This window comes from Corallococcus sp. CA041A (genome assembly GCF_003612075.1).
GTDB classification, from domain to species: Bacteria; Myxococcota; Myxococcia; order Myxococcales; family Myxococcaceae; genus Corallococcus; species Corallococcus exiguus.
This window is the reverse complement of the sequence record NZ_RAWF01000258.1, coordinates 1-14,237: the sequence shown is the minus strand read 5'-3', so window position 1 is coordinate 14,237 and position 14,237 is coordinate 1. Positions and strand designations below refer to the sequence as shown.

Sequence of the window (14,237 nt, the reverse complement as noted above, 5' to 3'; positions counted from 1 at the left end):
TCACGTACGAGGTCGCAAGCGAGCCGAAGCCGCGTGGTTGCTCGCACTCGTCGCCCACAACCTCCTGCTCGCCATAGCGCAAGGCTGGTTCGACGAGTCGGAAGGCTCATTTCTTCTCACGCCCTGAGGGCTCGACGGCCCGATGCCCCCCGTGGTTCGAGGGTGCCCTCCCCGGCAAGGAGCGCCGAAGCACCAAGCCCGGCCAGCCCATAGAGGAATGGCAAGACTCCCAGGATGTAGAGCGACTCCTTGATGGCGGGGTGCGAGAGGGGAACCAGGCTTGCGAGCCCGAAGCCGATGGCGCCGAAGAGCCCGGCCGCGGTCGGCGCACGCCGCTTCAAGGCGGGGAGCGCAGCCAGAAGGAGGGGGCAGAGGAAGAAGTGCTCCCGGTAGAGGATCGCCGGGTAGTACCAGAAGGGATGACTCCATTCCGTGGGCACGCCCGCCCCAGCCAGCTTCGACCCTCCGATGCTCTGCCCCAGGAAGGGTGCGAAGTAGACCTGGGTGAGCCAGAGGGCGACATCCGTGGGTGACCGCAGAGCGACGAAGGCGATGTGAAGGGACGCCGTGGCGAGAAAGCCGGCGGCGATGCAGGCGACAGGAACCAGCGCCCATTGACGCCGCTGGAGACGCACGCTGGCAAGGAGCCCTAGCGAAGCCAGCACGAAGGGGGTGACGAGCCACAGCTTCGTCAAGAAGCCAAGGCCGAGGCATGCGCCACCCAGCAGGGAGTGCCAATTCCTCCCGGTGAGCTCTCCTCGCGCAATCCAGTACGTGCCCGCCATGCCCCACGCCACGAGGACAGGCTCGGCCTCCATCAGCCGGAATTGCCACAGGACGGCAGGAGAGAGCGCGAGCAGGAGCGTCGTCAGGAGCGCCGCACGACGCTCCCACAGGGCGACGAGCCGGTAGGTGAAGCAGAGGGTGGCGGCCAGCGCCGCGAATGAGACGAGCCCCATGGCTTCGGGCCGGCCGCCCAGGGGACAGCCTCCGAGTGCGAGGAGCACCGAGTGAAATGGAGTGTTGCCGATGCCTGGCAGATCGAAGCCAACCCAATCCTCCGAGCCGCCAGGGATGTACGAGGGCCGCACCACGAGCGCCAGCGAACGGCACATGTTGAGGGCCATCGTGCCATTGACGCCCTCGTCACCTGTTTCGATACGCTTGAAGACGACGCCGCGCGCGAAGGCCAGGGCAAGGGAGGCAATGACCACCACACGGACGACGAAGCGCAGGCGATTGTCGTCATCACGCCGCGGCCCAAGCGGCTGGACGGGGGGAAACCACGAGCCTGGCCAGAGAAGTCTCATTTCCGCCAGGCCCGGGGCAGGTGGGCACGAGAGTGGAGCCAGTCCTTGCCCCCCCCTACCCTCGCGGTCGGACTGAGCTGAGCCTTCAGAATCCTGCCGAGCAGCCTCAGCGTCCGCAGCAGCGGCTCCTTCGACTCGTCCTGGTGCGTCTTCTGAGCGGGCGTGCACTTCCGGGTCGCGTCAACCGGCTCCTCCAGGCCCACGTAGGCGCACGCGAAGCGCTCCGGTGAGAGGAACTCGCCCAGCCACCGTCGCTCCTCGCGCGGAAACCAGGCGGCGAAGAGGCCCCGCATCTTCACGGGCTCCCTCGCTCCATCCTTGAAGGGACTCATGAAAGAAGGCACGAGCCTGACCGAGCAATTGCCGTTCCAGCCAGCGGCAGCTCAATCCGGGCCTTCGAGTTCCGCTCGTCCGTTTCGGGGACGGCCCCTCATTTCGACCCTGGACAGCCGAGACGGGCGACCCTCTCGAGGGAGCGAGCCCTCCTCGATGGACTCTCAATCCGAGACAGCCTGACGTCCCAGCATGAGACAGCAGGGACAATCAGCCGGCGGTGAGGCCGTGAAGCATGGAGCACGATACCTGCATGGAGGCGCAGGCAGCAGGAAGCACGTGGGACACATGTGAATGCGCAAGCCGGTGATTCGCAAGACACTCTCCGAGGAACTGTTCTTCGTCCGCGGCATGAGCCTGATGCTCGTGGTGCTGGTCCATGTGATCGGCGTGGAGCCCTTCCAGGGAGTGCGCAAGCTCTTCTCCCCGGAGCGAGCGGAGCTCCGGTTCGCCTCGGAGTTCATCCACAGCTTCAACATGGCGGTGATGATCATCGGTTCGGGCGTGGCTGTGTCACTCTTCGGCGCGCCGGACAGGTCCTTCCGGGAGTTCGCGCACAAGAAGCTGCGCAAGCTCGTCGTCCCGATGTTGGTGTGGGCGCCCGTCTTCCTCATTGCCCATGAGCTCACCCAGGCGCGCCCGCGAACACCTGGCGGATGGCTGGCGCTGCTGGGCCGGTTCCCCGCCGCCTGGTTCCCTCCGTACGCCATCTTCTGGTTCATTCACGCCCTGGTGGGCTGTACCTGTCTGGCGTGGGTGTATCAGCGCATCGTGCCCGCCCGGTACAATTGGAACGGACTGAGCTACCTGGCACTGTCCTGGGTGTCTTATGCCGCTGTCGAGTTCCTGGAATCTCCGATGTCTGACATTGGGATGAGATACCTCCGCTTCATCCTCTTCTGGAACTGCCTCTTCGGTCTGGGAATGAGCCTGTCCCCCTGGCTGGCGCTGGCGCGCACCCGGCTGTCCCAGTTGCCTCTGGCGCTCCAGGGACTGGTGCCCTCGGGGTTCCTGGGGCTGCTGGTCTCTTTCCATGTCTCGGGGCTCGCGGAGGGGCATCTGGATCCGCGCCTGCTCACGGGGCCGCTGGGCTTCTGCCTGCAATTCACCCTGGCCTTCTTCCTCCTGGGTGTTGCCCGGAGCCTGGGTGCGACGTGGAAGGGGTTGGCGAGGTGGATTGTCTACCTGGGCTCGATCAGCATGCCGCTCTACCTCTTCCACATCTATTTCGTGTCCGGAGTGAGGTTGGCTTTGGGGAAGGTGCTGCCAGGAGCGCCGCTCGCGCTGCACCTGGCGCTGGGCGTGTTCGGAGGGCTGATGGGGCCCCTGGGCCTCTACCTCCTCCTGGAGAGGAATCGGGCCTTCCGCTGGAGCATCGGCCTGCGTGGTGTCCCTTTGGACACGCCCGAACTCGGCGCGAATGAGTCCCCTGGCACCCGGCCACCTCGGGTGGAGGCATCGACCATGAAAGGGGCCGACGTATGAACCCAAATGAAGTGTTGACCATTCGCCAAAATGTTTGTGTTTCAGAGCGGGACGGCCATGCTGGCTGGCTACACCAAAGTTCATGGAGGCCCCCTCTGAGCGCCTCCATTCCCTGGAGTTGTCATGGACGTGATGAGAGCCAGCAGGGTCCTGCTGCTGGGATTGGTCTTTGTCGCAGCAGGCTGTAGCAGCAAGCCACCGGAAGAGAAGACGCTGGCCCACAGCGCTTCGCCGTTGGTGGTGGAGGGGTGGACCGAGGCCGCGCCCATGGCGGAGGCTCGCAAGTACCACGCGGGCGTGGTGCTGCCTTCCGGCAAGGTGCTGGTGACGGGCGGCTACAACGCCAGCGGGTATCTGTCCTCCTCCACCCTCTTCGACCCCGCTACTGGCGCGTGGACAGCGGCCGCCTCCATGCCGGAGGCGCGGCAGATCCACGCCATGACGCCGCTGCCTTCGGGCAAGGTGCTCGTGGTTGGCGGAGAGAACGCGACGGGCCGCCTGGCTTCCGCGGTGGTGTATTCCCCGGACACCAATACCTGGGCCTCCGCTGGGAGCTTTGCCTCGGGCGTGGCACGGGCTTCCCTGACGGCGACGCTGTTGCCTTCGGGCAAGGTGCTGGTGGCGGGCGGTGGCAACTCCGGCGGCCCCAAGTTCACTGTGGATGTGTATGAGCCGGTGGCGGGAACCTGGAGTGTCGGTCCGAATCTGGGAGCGGCGCGGCGCGACCATACGGCGACGCTGCTGACGACCGGGCAGGTGCTGGTGGTGGGAGGCGTCGTGAGCGCGAGCCTGGCGACGGCGGAGGTGTATGGGTATGACGCATGCGCCGGGGTGAGCTGCGACAGCGCGCCGGGGTCGTGCCACGAGGCGGCGGGCACGTGTAGCAATGGGGTGTGCAGCTACGCACCGAAGGCTTCGGGCGCGGCCTGTGATGACGGGAATGCCTGTACCGGAACGGACGCGTGCAACGGCGCGGGTGTTTGCACGGGAAGCGCCACCCACTGCGACAGCCCGCCCGGGCAGTGCTACGAGGCGGCGGGCGCATGCAGCAACGGGACGTGCTCCTACACGTACAAGGCGGCCGGCGCGGGGTGTGATGACGGGGATGCATGCACGGTGGGTGAGACGTGTAACGGGAACGGAGGGTGCGCGGGGACGCCGGTGAGCTGCACCAGTCCGCCCGGGCAGTGCTACGAGGCGGCTGGCACGTGCAGCGCTGGAGCGTGCACCTATGCGCCGAAGGCCGCGGGCACCGCCTGCAATGATGGCAACGGGGGGACCCTCAACGACGTGTGCAGCGGGACGGGGGCGTGCGCGGGAGTGCCGGCGTGCACGACGCCTCCGAGCGCATGCCATGACTCCCCGGGCACCTACGCCAACGGGGCCTGTACGTACCCGGTGAAGGCGGCTGGGACGGCATGCGGCGCCGGTCAGGTGTGCAACACGACGGGACAGTGCCTGAGCGGGTGCTGGATTGGAGGGGCGTACTACGCGGCGGGGACCACCCACCCCAGCGTGGCCTGCCAGGAGTGCAACCCGGGCATGACGACGAGCGGTTGGAGCAACAAGGCCGTGGGAAGCACGTGCGCTGCCCCCGCGTACGGAAACTGGGGGAGCTGCGATGGATTCAGTGACACGTGCGATGAGTCGGGGAGCCAGTCGCGCACGGTGACGGCGTCTGCCTGCACCAGCAGTGGGGCATGTGCGGGCACGGGCTCGAGCGAGACGCAGGCGTGCACGCGAAGCACGGGAGGCACGGCGTGCGGTACGAGCTACGGAGGCTGGGGAAGCTGCGGAGGCTTCACTGACTTCTGCGACACGACGGGGACGCAGTCGAGGACGGTGACGGCCTCGACGTGTGGCTCCGGGACGTGCAATGCGTCGAGCAGCAGCACGGAGACGCAGGCGTGTACACGGGCGGCCCCCAACACGAACTGCGCGGCGCCCAGCTACGGGGCGTGGGGCGCGTGCAGCTTCAGCGATGCCTGTGCGCAGACGGGGACGCAGTCAAGGACGGTGACGAGCTACGGCTACAGCTGCGCCAGTGGGCAGTGCGTGGCGTCCACGAGTACGGAGACGCAGGCGTGCACGCGCAACACGAATGGCGCCAGCTGCGGTGCTCCCAGCTACGGAGGCTGGGGAAGCTGCGGTGGCTATAGCAGTACCTGCGACCAGACGGGAACGCAGTCACGCTCCGTCACTTCGTACACCTGCTCCAACGGGACGTGCGGTTCCTCTGCTGGCTCGGAGTCGCAGACGTGCACGCGAAACACGAATGGCAGCTCGTGCGGCACGAGCTACGGAGGCTGGGGAAGCTGTGGAGGCTTCAGCGACTTCTGCGATTCGACGGGGACGCAATCGAGGACGGTGACGGATTCGACGTGTGGCTCCGGGTCGTGCAACGCGTCGAGCAGCACGGAGACGCAAACGTGCTCACGGAGCGCCCCCGGTCCCCAGCCGTGCCCCTCGAGCTATGGGAGCTGGAGCGCCTGTGGTGGATTCAGCAGTGCATGCGACGCGACGGGCACGCAGTCTCGCCAGGTGACTCACTACACCTATAACTGCGCGACGGGACAGTGTACGCCAACCTCCAGCAGCTCGGAGACCCAGGCGTGTACGCGGAATCCCGGTCCGGATGCGTGCGGGGCGCCAGTCGTCGGGCCGTGGGGCACGTGCAACATGGTCACCCCCTGTGGGCAGGGGCTCCAGACAAGGAATGTGACGAGTTACAGCTGCTCAAGTGATGCATGCGTGTCGTCCACGATCACGCAGACGCAGGACTGTTCAGTCCCCGCGATTCCGGGTTGGACGCTGTGCGGCGATGGCTCGTGCTCGACCCTGGAGAGCAACAACAACAATTGTGGCGCTTGTGGGAATGCCTGTACGGGCCCCAAGTACAATGTGTGCATGGGCGGGGCCTGCTGCAATTCGCCGACCAATTGTTTGTAGGTCCGCTCTCTTCAGCATGAGGAGCGGTGGCTGTCGGTGAACCCACGCGGAGAGACTTCACCCGTCTCTCCGCGTGGGAGCCCGCGGCCTGATGCGGCGCGGCTAGTAATTGAGCCAGCGGTAGCCCGTGGTCGCCGAGCCCGAGCACAGCAGGGAGTTCGGCTTCTGGGTCGTGGCGTTGCAGCAGTCCTTCGTGGCGTTCGGGGTCGTGCACCGCTGGTTCACGTACTGGCTGCATGACGGCAGCCCGCTGCACGATGCCGGACACGCGGTCGACACGCCGTCGCACGTCACGCCCTGGTTGTTCGTCGACGTGCAGGTGGTCCCCGTACAGGAGACCGACGTTCCCCCAGCGCAAGTCGCCGTACAGGTTGCGAACTGAGACACCGTCCGCGCTTCAGCCTCGGGGGCCATCGTGTCTTCGAGGGCCGGGCCGCCGCAGCCCAGGAGGGAAAGGCCAATAAACGTCGCCATCGCTGCAAGAGAGATCTTCATGAGAAGCCCCTGGAGGTCCTTCGAGTGAGCCTCAAACGCTATCATGGAGACTGCGGAGTCCACCTTGAGCCGCGACTGTCAACCATTTCCACGTGCGGCTCTCATGAGCCTTGCAAGACGATTCTCTGGGATCTCATATCCGCCGACGTAGGCAACTGCTCGTCAGTGGCGTTCATCACCCAGAAGACCTTGTTGAGGTAAATGGGGGGCGTCACAGCATGCGCTGTAGTCGAAAGCGTAACCGCCCGGATGACGAGTTGTGGCGACGCTTCGGTCTATCGGCGCTTCCAGCTGTGGAGGCGGAGGGAATCGAACCCGCTGTCTACTCGAACACGCCGATGCCCGGGTCGCTGCCGCCGGGCTTCGTGGGCTTCGTGGGCCGGGGCGTCGGAGTGGCACGCACCGGCTCCAACCGCACGCTCACGCGCTGCTCCGCCATGTCCGCGAGCCGGCTGTAGTCCAGCGTCTTCTCCTGGTCCTGATGCCCGGAGAGCTTGAAGCGCAGCTCGGTGACCTTGGAGCGCGGCATGAGCAGCTTGGTGGGCGTGGTGCCGATCTGCGCATCACCATCGAAGATGGCCGCGCCGGACGGCGAGGAGGTGAACTCCACCGTCACGTCCTGTGGCAAGGCCGCCGGAGGAGGCGTCGCCGGCGGATCCTGCACCCGCGTGGACGGCGGCGCTCCCACAGGCGCCTTCGGAGGCGTCATCGCCACGGGGGCCTGCGGCGTCTCACCACCCCCGCGCGCCATCACCACCGCCACGCCCGCGCCAATCAGCAGCAGCGGCACGCCGATGATGGCCGCCTTCACGCCCCCGGACATGCCCTTGGACGGCGGCGGGAGCTCAGGCTCCGGCTCCACGTGGCGGGGGGCAGGGGGACGCGGCCTGCTCGAGGCCACCGGCGCCGGGCTGTTCCCGTTGGACGTCGCTCTTGGAGCCGCTGCCTGCGCTCCCGCCGACGTGCCGCCCCGAGGCGGAGCCATGCCCACTCGCGACCCCGTCTTGCCCGTGGCCGGAGCACGGCCCGCGCGGCTGCCGGAACCCAACCGGCTGCCAGAACCCGCGCGGCTTCCAGAACCCGCGCGGCTGCGGCTGCCCGTTCCTCGCTCGGCGCCGGGCGTGCCGCCCGTGGGGTGCGCGTCCAGCTCCTCGGGGGACAGGCCCTCCACCGCGTCCAGCAGCGAGTCGATGAACTCCTGCGCGTTCTGGTACCGGTCCTCCTTCTCCGGCGCGAGCGCCTTGGTGAAGAAGGCGTCCAGCTCCGGCGGCACCGGCGCGCCCTGGCGCTTGCTGTTCACCGGGGGCACGGGCTGCGTCAGCGACGCCGTCAGCGCCTTGCGCACCGTGTTCGCGCCGTAGGGCGAGCTGCCCGTGAGGCAGAAATAGAGCACGCCCGCCATCGAGTAGAGGTCGGAGCGCTGGTCCACGGACTCGCCGCCGGCCTGCTCGGGCGGCATGTACTGCGGGGTGCCCAGCACCTGGCCCGTGGAGGTGAGCTGCTCCTCCTCGTCCTGCTCCAGGGCCTTCACCAGACCGAAGTCCAGCACCTTGACGAAGTCCTTCCCGTCGAGCGCCTGGACCATGATGTTGTGCGGCTTCAGGTCGCGGTGGACGCAACCCTCGTCGTGCGCGTGCGCCAGGCCCAGCGTGGCCTGCTCCAGCAGGTTCACCGCGCGGCGCAGCGTCATGGGCCCTTCGCGCTTCACCAGCTCCTTGAGGCTCTCCCCCTTGAGGAGCTCCATCACGTAGTAGCAGGTGCCGTCCGCGGCCCGGCCGAAGTCGAAGATGGTGATGACGTTCGGGTGGCGCAGGCGGCTGGCGATCTCCGCCTCGCGGCGGAAGCGCTCGAAGAACTGGGGCGCCGCGGCGAGCGACGGGTTGAGCGTCTTCACGGCTACAGGCCGCTGCACGGACGTCTGCGTGGCGCGGAACACCATGCCCATGCCGCCCTGGCCCAGGACGCTTTCAATCTTGTAGCGGCCGTCCAGCACCTGGCCCAGGAGCTGGAGGCTCTGCGCTGAGCACAGGTGATCTTGACCTTCGGTACTACCGCAGTGGGGACAGGGGGCGGCCATGGGTGCCGGGAGTATAGGCAAGCCCCGCCTTCCGCCCAACCGGGGAGATGTGCCCCCTGGGCAGTCAAGCAGGCATCAGAACCGTTCCCGAAGGGCTTGCGGGCTGTTATCTCCCCCCTCCGCCATGAGCCTCGTCATCGCCCAGGACATCAGCCTCGCCTACGGAAAGAAGGTCCTCTTCGACGAGGACAATTTCACCCTCGGTCCCAGGGACCGGGTGGGCCTGGTGGGGGCCAACGGGACGGGAAAGTCGTCCCTCATGAAGATCATCGCCGGGGCGAGCCTGCCGGACGGGGGCACCGTCCAGTACAGCCGCCGGGCCCGGGCGGGCTACCTCCCCCAGGAAATCGCCGGCCTGCCAGAGGGCACCGTCGTGGAGGCGGTCATGAGCACCGTCCCCGGCCGGGACTCCCTGGAGGTTCGGCTGAAGGACACGGAGGCGGCGCTCGCCGGCAGCTCGGACGAGGAGGAGCAGCTGGAGCTGGCCCAGACGCTGGCGGACCTCCACGCGGAGCTGGACGACTTCGAGAACCGCTACGGCCGGCACCACGCCGAGCGCATCCTCAAGGGCCTGGGCTTCAAGGACGCGGACCTGTCCAAGCCCACCCAGGCGCTCTCCGGCGGCTGGCGCATGCGCGCGGCGCTGGCGGGACTGCTCCTCCAGGACCCGGACCTGCTGCTGTTGGACGAGCCCACGAACCACCTGGACGTGCCCACGCTCGCGTGGTTCGACGGGTTCCTGCGCCGCTCCAACAAGGCGATGGTGCTCATCTCCCACGACCGCGACTTCCTCAACCGGCAGATCAACCGGGTGGTGTCCCTGGAGATGGAGGGCGTGCGCGAGTACGCCGGCAACTACGAGGACTACAAGCGCCAGCGCGCCGAGGAGATGGTGCTCCTGCAGGCGCGGGCGGAGAAGGTGGAGCAGCGCCGCGCGGAGCTGCAGGGCTTCATCGACCGGTTCGGCGCGAAGGCCACCAAGGCGAAGCAGGCGCAGAGCCGCGCGAAGATGCTGGCCAAGCTGGAGAAGGTCCAGGTCCTGGAAGAGCGCCAGACGATGAAGTTCCGCTTCCCGGAAGTGGAGCGCAGCGGCCGGGACGTGGTGTTGATGGAGGACATCACCAAGCGCTACGGCGCGCTCACCGTCTATGACGGGCTGAACGCGCGGCTGGAGCGCGGCCAGCGCATCGCCGTGGTGGGCGCGAACGGCGCGGGCAAGACGACCCTGCTCAAGATGGTGGCGGGGGAGCTGGCGCCGGACAGCGGCAAGGTGACGCTGGGGCACAACGTGGTGGTGGGCTACTACGCGCAGCACCACGCGGACAAACTGGACCGCCGCAACACCATCATCGAGGAGGTGCGGCCCCTGGCGGCGGACAAGCCGGAGAGCTACGTGCGCGGCGTGCTGGGCGCGTTCCTCTTCAGCGGCGACGACGTGGAAAAGCCCATCGGCGTGCTGAGCGGTGGTGAGCGCGCCCGCGTGGCGCTGGCGAAGCTGCTGCTGATTCCGTCCAACTTCCTGCTGATGGACGAGCCCACGAACCACCTGGACCTGGATTCGTCGGAGATGCTGATCGAGGCGCTGAAGCTGTACGGCGGCACGCTGCTGTTCGTCAGCCACAACCGCAGCTTCATCAACAACCTGTGCACGCACGTCTGGGAGGTGGCGGACGGCAAGCTCACGTCGCACGCGGGCAACCTGGACGAGTACCTCTACCACCAGGAGCAGCTGCGCCTGACGGCGGAGGGCGCGGACACGGGCGCGGCGAGCGGGAAGGGCGGGGCGGCGGGTGCGGGCCCTGTATCGGAGAAGGACCGCAAGCGCCTGGAGGCGGAGGCCCGTCAGCGGCGCTCCGTGGTGGAGGGCCCCATCAAGAAGGAGATCGCGAAGCTGGAGGAGCGCATCGCGAAGGTGGAGGCCGAGCAGAAGGAGCGCGAGGGCCAGCTGGCGGACCCGGTCCTCTACAACGACTTCGCCCGGGCGAAGCCGCTGATGGACGCGCACCGCACGGGCAAGGAGGAGCTGGAAGACCTCTATGCCCGCTGGGAAGCCGCGCAGGAGAAGCTGGCGGCGGCGCAGGCGTAAGGGGCCTACTGGACGTCGAAGACCTTCCGGACCGGGGCTCCGCCGCGCTCAATCTGGAGTTCGATGCGCCGGGCGTCCCGCAGCTTGGTGAAGGCCTCCAGCGCCTTGTCGGGGCTGTCCAGGTCCAGGCCGTTGATGCGCTGGAGCACGTCTCCGTTGCGCAGCCCCAGCCGCGAGAAGAACGACTCCTCGCGGATGGAGAACAGCTTGAATCCCACGGGGCGGCCGTCCTTGAAGGCGGGCACCACCCGGGCCTGCATCGACAGCTCGGGTAGGTGCGTGAGCGCGTCGGTGACGTCCTCGCGCGGCACGGCGTAGGTGTCTGGCCCTGTCTCCCGGATGCCGCGGCCCAGGCCGGAACCTCCGGGTTGCGCGGCCCCTGGATGGGCGTTCACCGCGACGGGCGGCACGCTCCCGAATCCGTCGACGTACTCGAGCCGCCCGTCCACCAGCAGCAGGATGCGCTCCCGCTCGATGGCGAAGACCCTCGCCCCCTGGATGAGGTCGCTGACCATCAGGCTGTGCGCGCTGCCGGCCGGCAGCTCGTGGATGGAGGCCATGGACCACCGGGGATCCTGCGCCACCAGGGTGCCCAGCAGCCGGATGGCCAGCGTGCTCCGGCGCAGGTCCTGCTCTGGCGCTGGAGCCACCTCCACGTGGGGCGCGGATGAGAGCCCCGTCAGCTGCGCCAGTCGCGTCCCATCCAGCGCCCTCGAGGGAGGGACGTTCGATGGCACCGAAGCCGCCGCCCAGGTGTCCCGGAGGCCTGGCAGCACGAAGGCGCTGGTCACCTGATTCGCGATCAGCGCGGACGTCAGGGCACACGAAAAGACAAGCAGGACGAACAGGCCCTGAACGGGCCGCTGCATTCCATCATTCATGACAAAGGCCTCCCTGTTTGGAACAGGGAGGCCTTGAGCAAATCAGGGGCCAGCGGCTCCCCAGAGGGAGCGCGGTGGGCGCTGAAGCCCGGTCAGGGACCTCGTGTCAGGAATCGCGGTGCCAGCAATGACAACCCGTCATGACACGGTGTCCGTCATCCCTCAGTGGCCGTAATAGAAGGACGAGCCCCAGAGGTAGGCGGTCCGGCTGGCGGGAGCCGTACCCACCAGGCAGTGCGCGCCGTCATAACCGCCGATGACGCAGTGGGGAGTCGGCGTGATGTAGAGGTTGTTCGCCCACTTGAACGGCGTCGAACCCCAGGGCAGCGGCATGACGAAGCAGTTGGCCCCGTCGAACGTCGACGGCGCGGGGCACGCGTTGCCGGGGCCGGGCGTCAGGTAGAGGTTTCCGGACCAGACGAAGTAGCTGGTGCTCCAGGAGGGGTAGGGGAGGATGTAGCAGTTCGCCGTGTCCCAGCCGGAGGGCGCCGGGCAGTAGGTGCCGGGCAGCGCGTTGACGTAGTAGGCGTTGTTGTGGACGAACGCCGTCAGCCCGGAGGGCACGTTCATCACGTGGCAGTTCGCCCCGTCCCAGCTCGCGGTGAGGGGCGCGCCCGTGTGCGACGTGACCTTCGGCGCGCAGGGGTTGTAGGGGTTGTAGGGCGTGGCTGCTGAGAAGAACGCGTACGAGTCCGCGTTGCGGATGGCGCTGCTGGGATCGCTGCTCGCGAGCGCCAGGTTGGCGGAGTAGCCGTACTGGACGTCATCCGTCTTCGCCACGACCCGGAAATGGCTGACTTCATGAATCAGGGTGTCTGCCTTGGAGCCCGGACCCGTCATGGGCGCGGGCCAGAATCCGGAGCACAGGTGGATCTTGTATTCCTTCCGGGGCTTGACGTAGGCGTAGGCGTTGCTCTGATTGCAATCGCAGTAGAACTTGAACGTCTCGTTGTCCACGGCGTTCCGAATCTTCCGGAAGTTCTCACGGACGGTGCTGTAACGAGAGCTGTCGTAGGCGCCGAACCATTGGGTGTAGCGAGTCACCGGGCTCGCCGCCACCAGGTAGTCATAGGAGTCGTTCGCGTAGTTCAGGGCGTGCTGCCGGGCGTCGATCAGCGCGTTCTTCTGCGAGCTGCTGCACTGCTTCCACTTCTCGTTGCTGCCATTGACGATCTTGGTCTGCGGCTCGTCGTCGTCCAGGTCGTCCGGATCCAGGGGCGGCTCGCGACCCTCGATGTCGAGGAAGACGACGTTGGAGACCGCCGTCCCCTGGCGCATTCGCGCGTCCAGGAGCTCGGTCTTGAACTGGACCGCGTAGGTCCCCGAGACGGAGAGGTCGTAGTTGTCCCAGAGCGAGGCGATGCCCGAGATGCTCTCTCCCGGCTTCAGCGTGAGGTAATCGCTGTCCGAGGGCGCGTCGCGCCGGTAGAGCCGGCCGATGTAGTCCACCGGCTTGCGCTCCAGGGCGACGGTGAAGATGTCCGCCTGGATGCCATCCACGACAGGCGTCTGGTAGCCGAGGATCCGCACCGGCTCCTTCGATACGTTCGTGAACGTGACCGCGAGGTCCACGGGCGCGTCCGCCGGAAACTTCGCCACCTTGGACGTGAGCTTGATGTCGATGGCCTCCCCGGCGCTTGCGTGTAATGGGATTGAGACGAGCGCGGCCACGATGAGACAGATCAATTTCATCCAGACAGGGTGCAATATTCTGGGTGAAATTTTCAACGTGACAAATGCGTCGTGCGAGACGCTGATTTGTAACCTGAATTGCTACAGCGGCTATTTGAAGATCTTCGACAGGAGCCACACGACGGCGGATTCGGCGGCGCTGTTGTTCAGGTGCCGGGCCCGGCGGCCGTAGGTTTCGCTGGGCTGGGCCTTGGTCAGCTCGTCCGTGTACGGCGCGGAGCCATCCGGCGCGCAGCTTCCACAGTACAGCCGCTCCTCCCAGACGAACCCGTAGCGCACGTCCATCCGCCGGCCACACGTCACGCAGGCCGGCTCGTCACCCACGCGCACCTTGGGCAACAGGCTCAGGCTTCGCTTGGGGTCGTACTCGTGCTCGAAGTCAGCGGCGATGGGCTGTGGCTCATGGCGGGCTTCCGGCTCCGCGGTCTTCTGGAGCCGGGCCAGCTCCTCCGCGTCCAGGGCCACACCCCGGCACTTCGTGCAGACGTCCACCGCCACGTCCCGCAGCTCCACCATGGACAGTGGCGCGCTGCCGCACGTGGGGCAGGTGGGCGCCTGGCGCCCGCAGGACGGACAGCCCGGGACGTACTGGAGCGAGGCCTCACAGCCCTTGCAGCGCCCGGGTTTGCCCTTCGCCTGTTCGAAGACGGCCGTCAGCGTGGGCGCGCCGACGACGCGCGCCAGCATCTCCTCCTCGAACCAGGCGGCCCCGCAGGCTCCGCACTCGTCGCGCACCAGCCCCCGGGCGTAGGTGTTGCGCATCGTCGTCTGGCAGAAGGGGCACGCCTGCATGGCGCCCTCAGCCTACCGGGTCTTTCCCGGAAACGGGATGCCGCGGGACTCACCCCGTGCGGCGGCGCTTCTCCTTCTTCGGCTTGGGCTCGGGCGTCTTCGCGGTTGGCGCGGGTTCGCGCAGTTCCTCCGGGACG

At 67.4% G+C, this 14,237-nt stretch carries 10 protein-coding genes; 4 read left to right on the top strand and 6 right to left on the bottom strand.

Annotated features, from left to right (window positions below):
• Positions 1 to 116: 116 nt before the first annotated feature.
• Both D7V77_RS33545 and D7V77_RS33540 read right to left on the bottom strand, forming a co-directional pair.
• The gene (locus D7V77_RS33545; RefSeq protein WP_120580351.1) at positions 117 to 1,310 is read right to left on the bottom strand and encodes a glycosyltransferase family 39 protein; all 1,194 of its coding nucleotides are present in this window, start codon (positions 1,308 to 1,310) and stop codon (positions 117 to 119) included.
• Positions 1,307 to 1,642 (bottom strand): hypothetical protein, encoded by a 336-nt coding sequence (locus D7V77_RS33540; RefSeq protein WP_120580350.1) that lies wholly within the window; start codon positions 1,640 to 1,642, stop codon positions 1,307 to 1,309. The genes D7V77_RS33545 and D7V77_RS33540 overlap by 4 nt, the downstream gene beginning before the upstream one ends.
• A gap of 307 nt (positions 1,643 to 1,949) precedes the next feature.
• On the opposite strand from D7V77_RS33540, the gene D7V77_RS33535 reads away from it, so the two are divergent.
• The 3 genes from D7V77_RS33535 (at position 1,950) to D7V77_RS43960 (ending at position 6,459) form a co-directional block, all read left to right on the top strand.
• Entirely contained in the window at positions 1,950 to 3,128 is a 1,179-nt protein-coding gene (locus D7V77_RS33535) for an acyltransferase (RefSeq protein WP_158624543.1), read from the top strand.
• A gap of 123 nt (positions 3,129 to 3,251) precedes the next feature.
• The gene (locus D7V77_RS33530) at positions 3,252 to 6,077 is read left to right on the top strand and encodes a kelch repeat-containing protein (protein WP_120580348.1); all 2,826 of its coding nucleotides are present in this window, start codon (positions 3,252 to 3,254) and stop codon (positions 6,075 to 6,077) included.
• 127 nt (positions 6,078 to 6,204) lie between these two features.
• Positions 6,205 to 6,459, top strand: coding sequence for a hypothetical protein (locus tag D7V77_RS43960; protein ID WP_158624542.1), 255 nt, complete (start codon positions 6,205 to 6,207; stop codon positions 6,457 to 6,459).
• Positions 6,460 to 6,894: 435 nt separating this feature from the next.
• Here the strand turns inward: D7V77_RS43960 and D7V77_RS33520 are convergent, their stop codons facing one another.
• Positions 6,895 to 8,649 (bottom strand): serine/threonine-protein kinase, encoded by a 1,755-nt coding sequence (locus D7V77_RS33520; RefSeq protein ID WP_120580347.1) that lies wholly within the window; start codon positions 8,647 to 8,649, stop codon positions 6,895 to 6,897.
• Positions 8,650 to 8,773: 124 nt separating this feature from the next.
• Here D7V77_RS33520 and D7V77_RS33515 point away from each other — a divergent pair, with 124 nt between their 5' ends.
• On the top strand, positions 8,774 to 10,735 hold the full coding sequence (locus D7V77_RS33515) for an ABC-F family ATP-binding cassette domain-containing protein (RefSeq protein WP_120580346.1): 1,962 nt from the start codon (positions 8,774 to 8,776) through the stop codon (positions 10,733 to 10,735).
• Between the two features lie 5 nt (positions 10,736 to 10,740).
• Here the strand turns inward: D7V77_RS33515 and gspC are convergent, their stop codons facing one another.
• The 3 genes from gspC to D7V77_RS33500 all read right to left on the bottom strand — a co-directional run bounded on the left by gspC (position 10,741) and on the right by D7V77_RS33500 (position 14,100).
• Positions 10,741 to 11,616 (bottom strand): type II secretion system protein GspC, encoded by an 876-nt coding sequence (gene gspC, locus D7V77_RS33510; RefSeq protein WP_147452241.1) that lies wholly within the window; start codon positions 11,614 to 11,616, stop codon positions 10,741 to 10,743.
• A 162-nt stretch (positions 11,617 to 11,778) separates the two neighbouring features.
• Positions 11,779 to 13,308, bottom strand: coding sequence for a M35 family metallo-endopeptidase (locus tag D7V77_RS33505; RefSeq protein ID WP_120580344.1), 1,530 nt, complete (start codon positions 13,306 to 13,308; stop codon positions 11,779 to 11,781).
• A gap of 90 nt (positions 13,309 to 13,398) precedes the next feature.
• Entirely contained in the window at positions 13,399 to 14,100 is a 702-nt protein-coding gene (locus D7V77_RS33500) for a zf-TFIIB domain-containing protein (protein WP_120580343.1), read from the bottom strand.
• Positions 14,101 to 14,237: the final 137 nt, after the last annotated feature.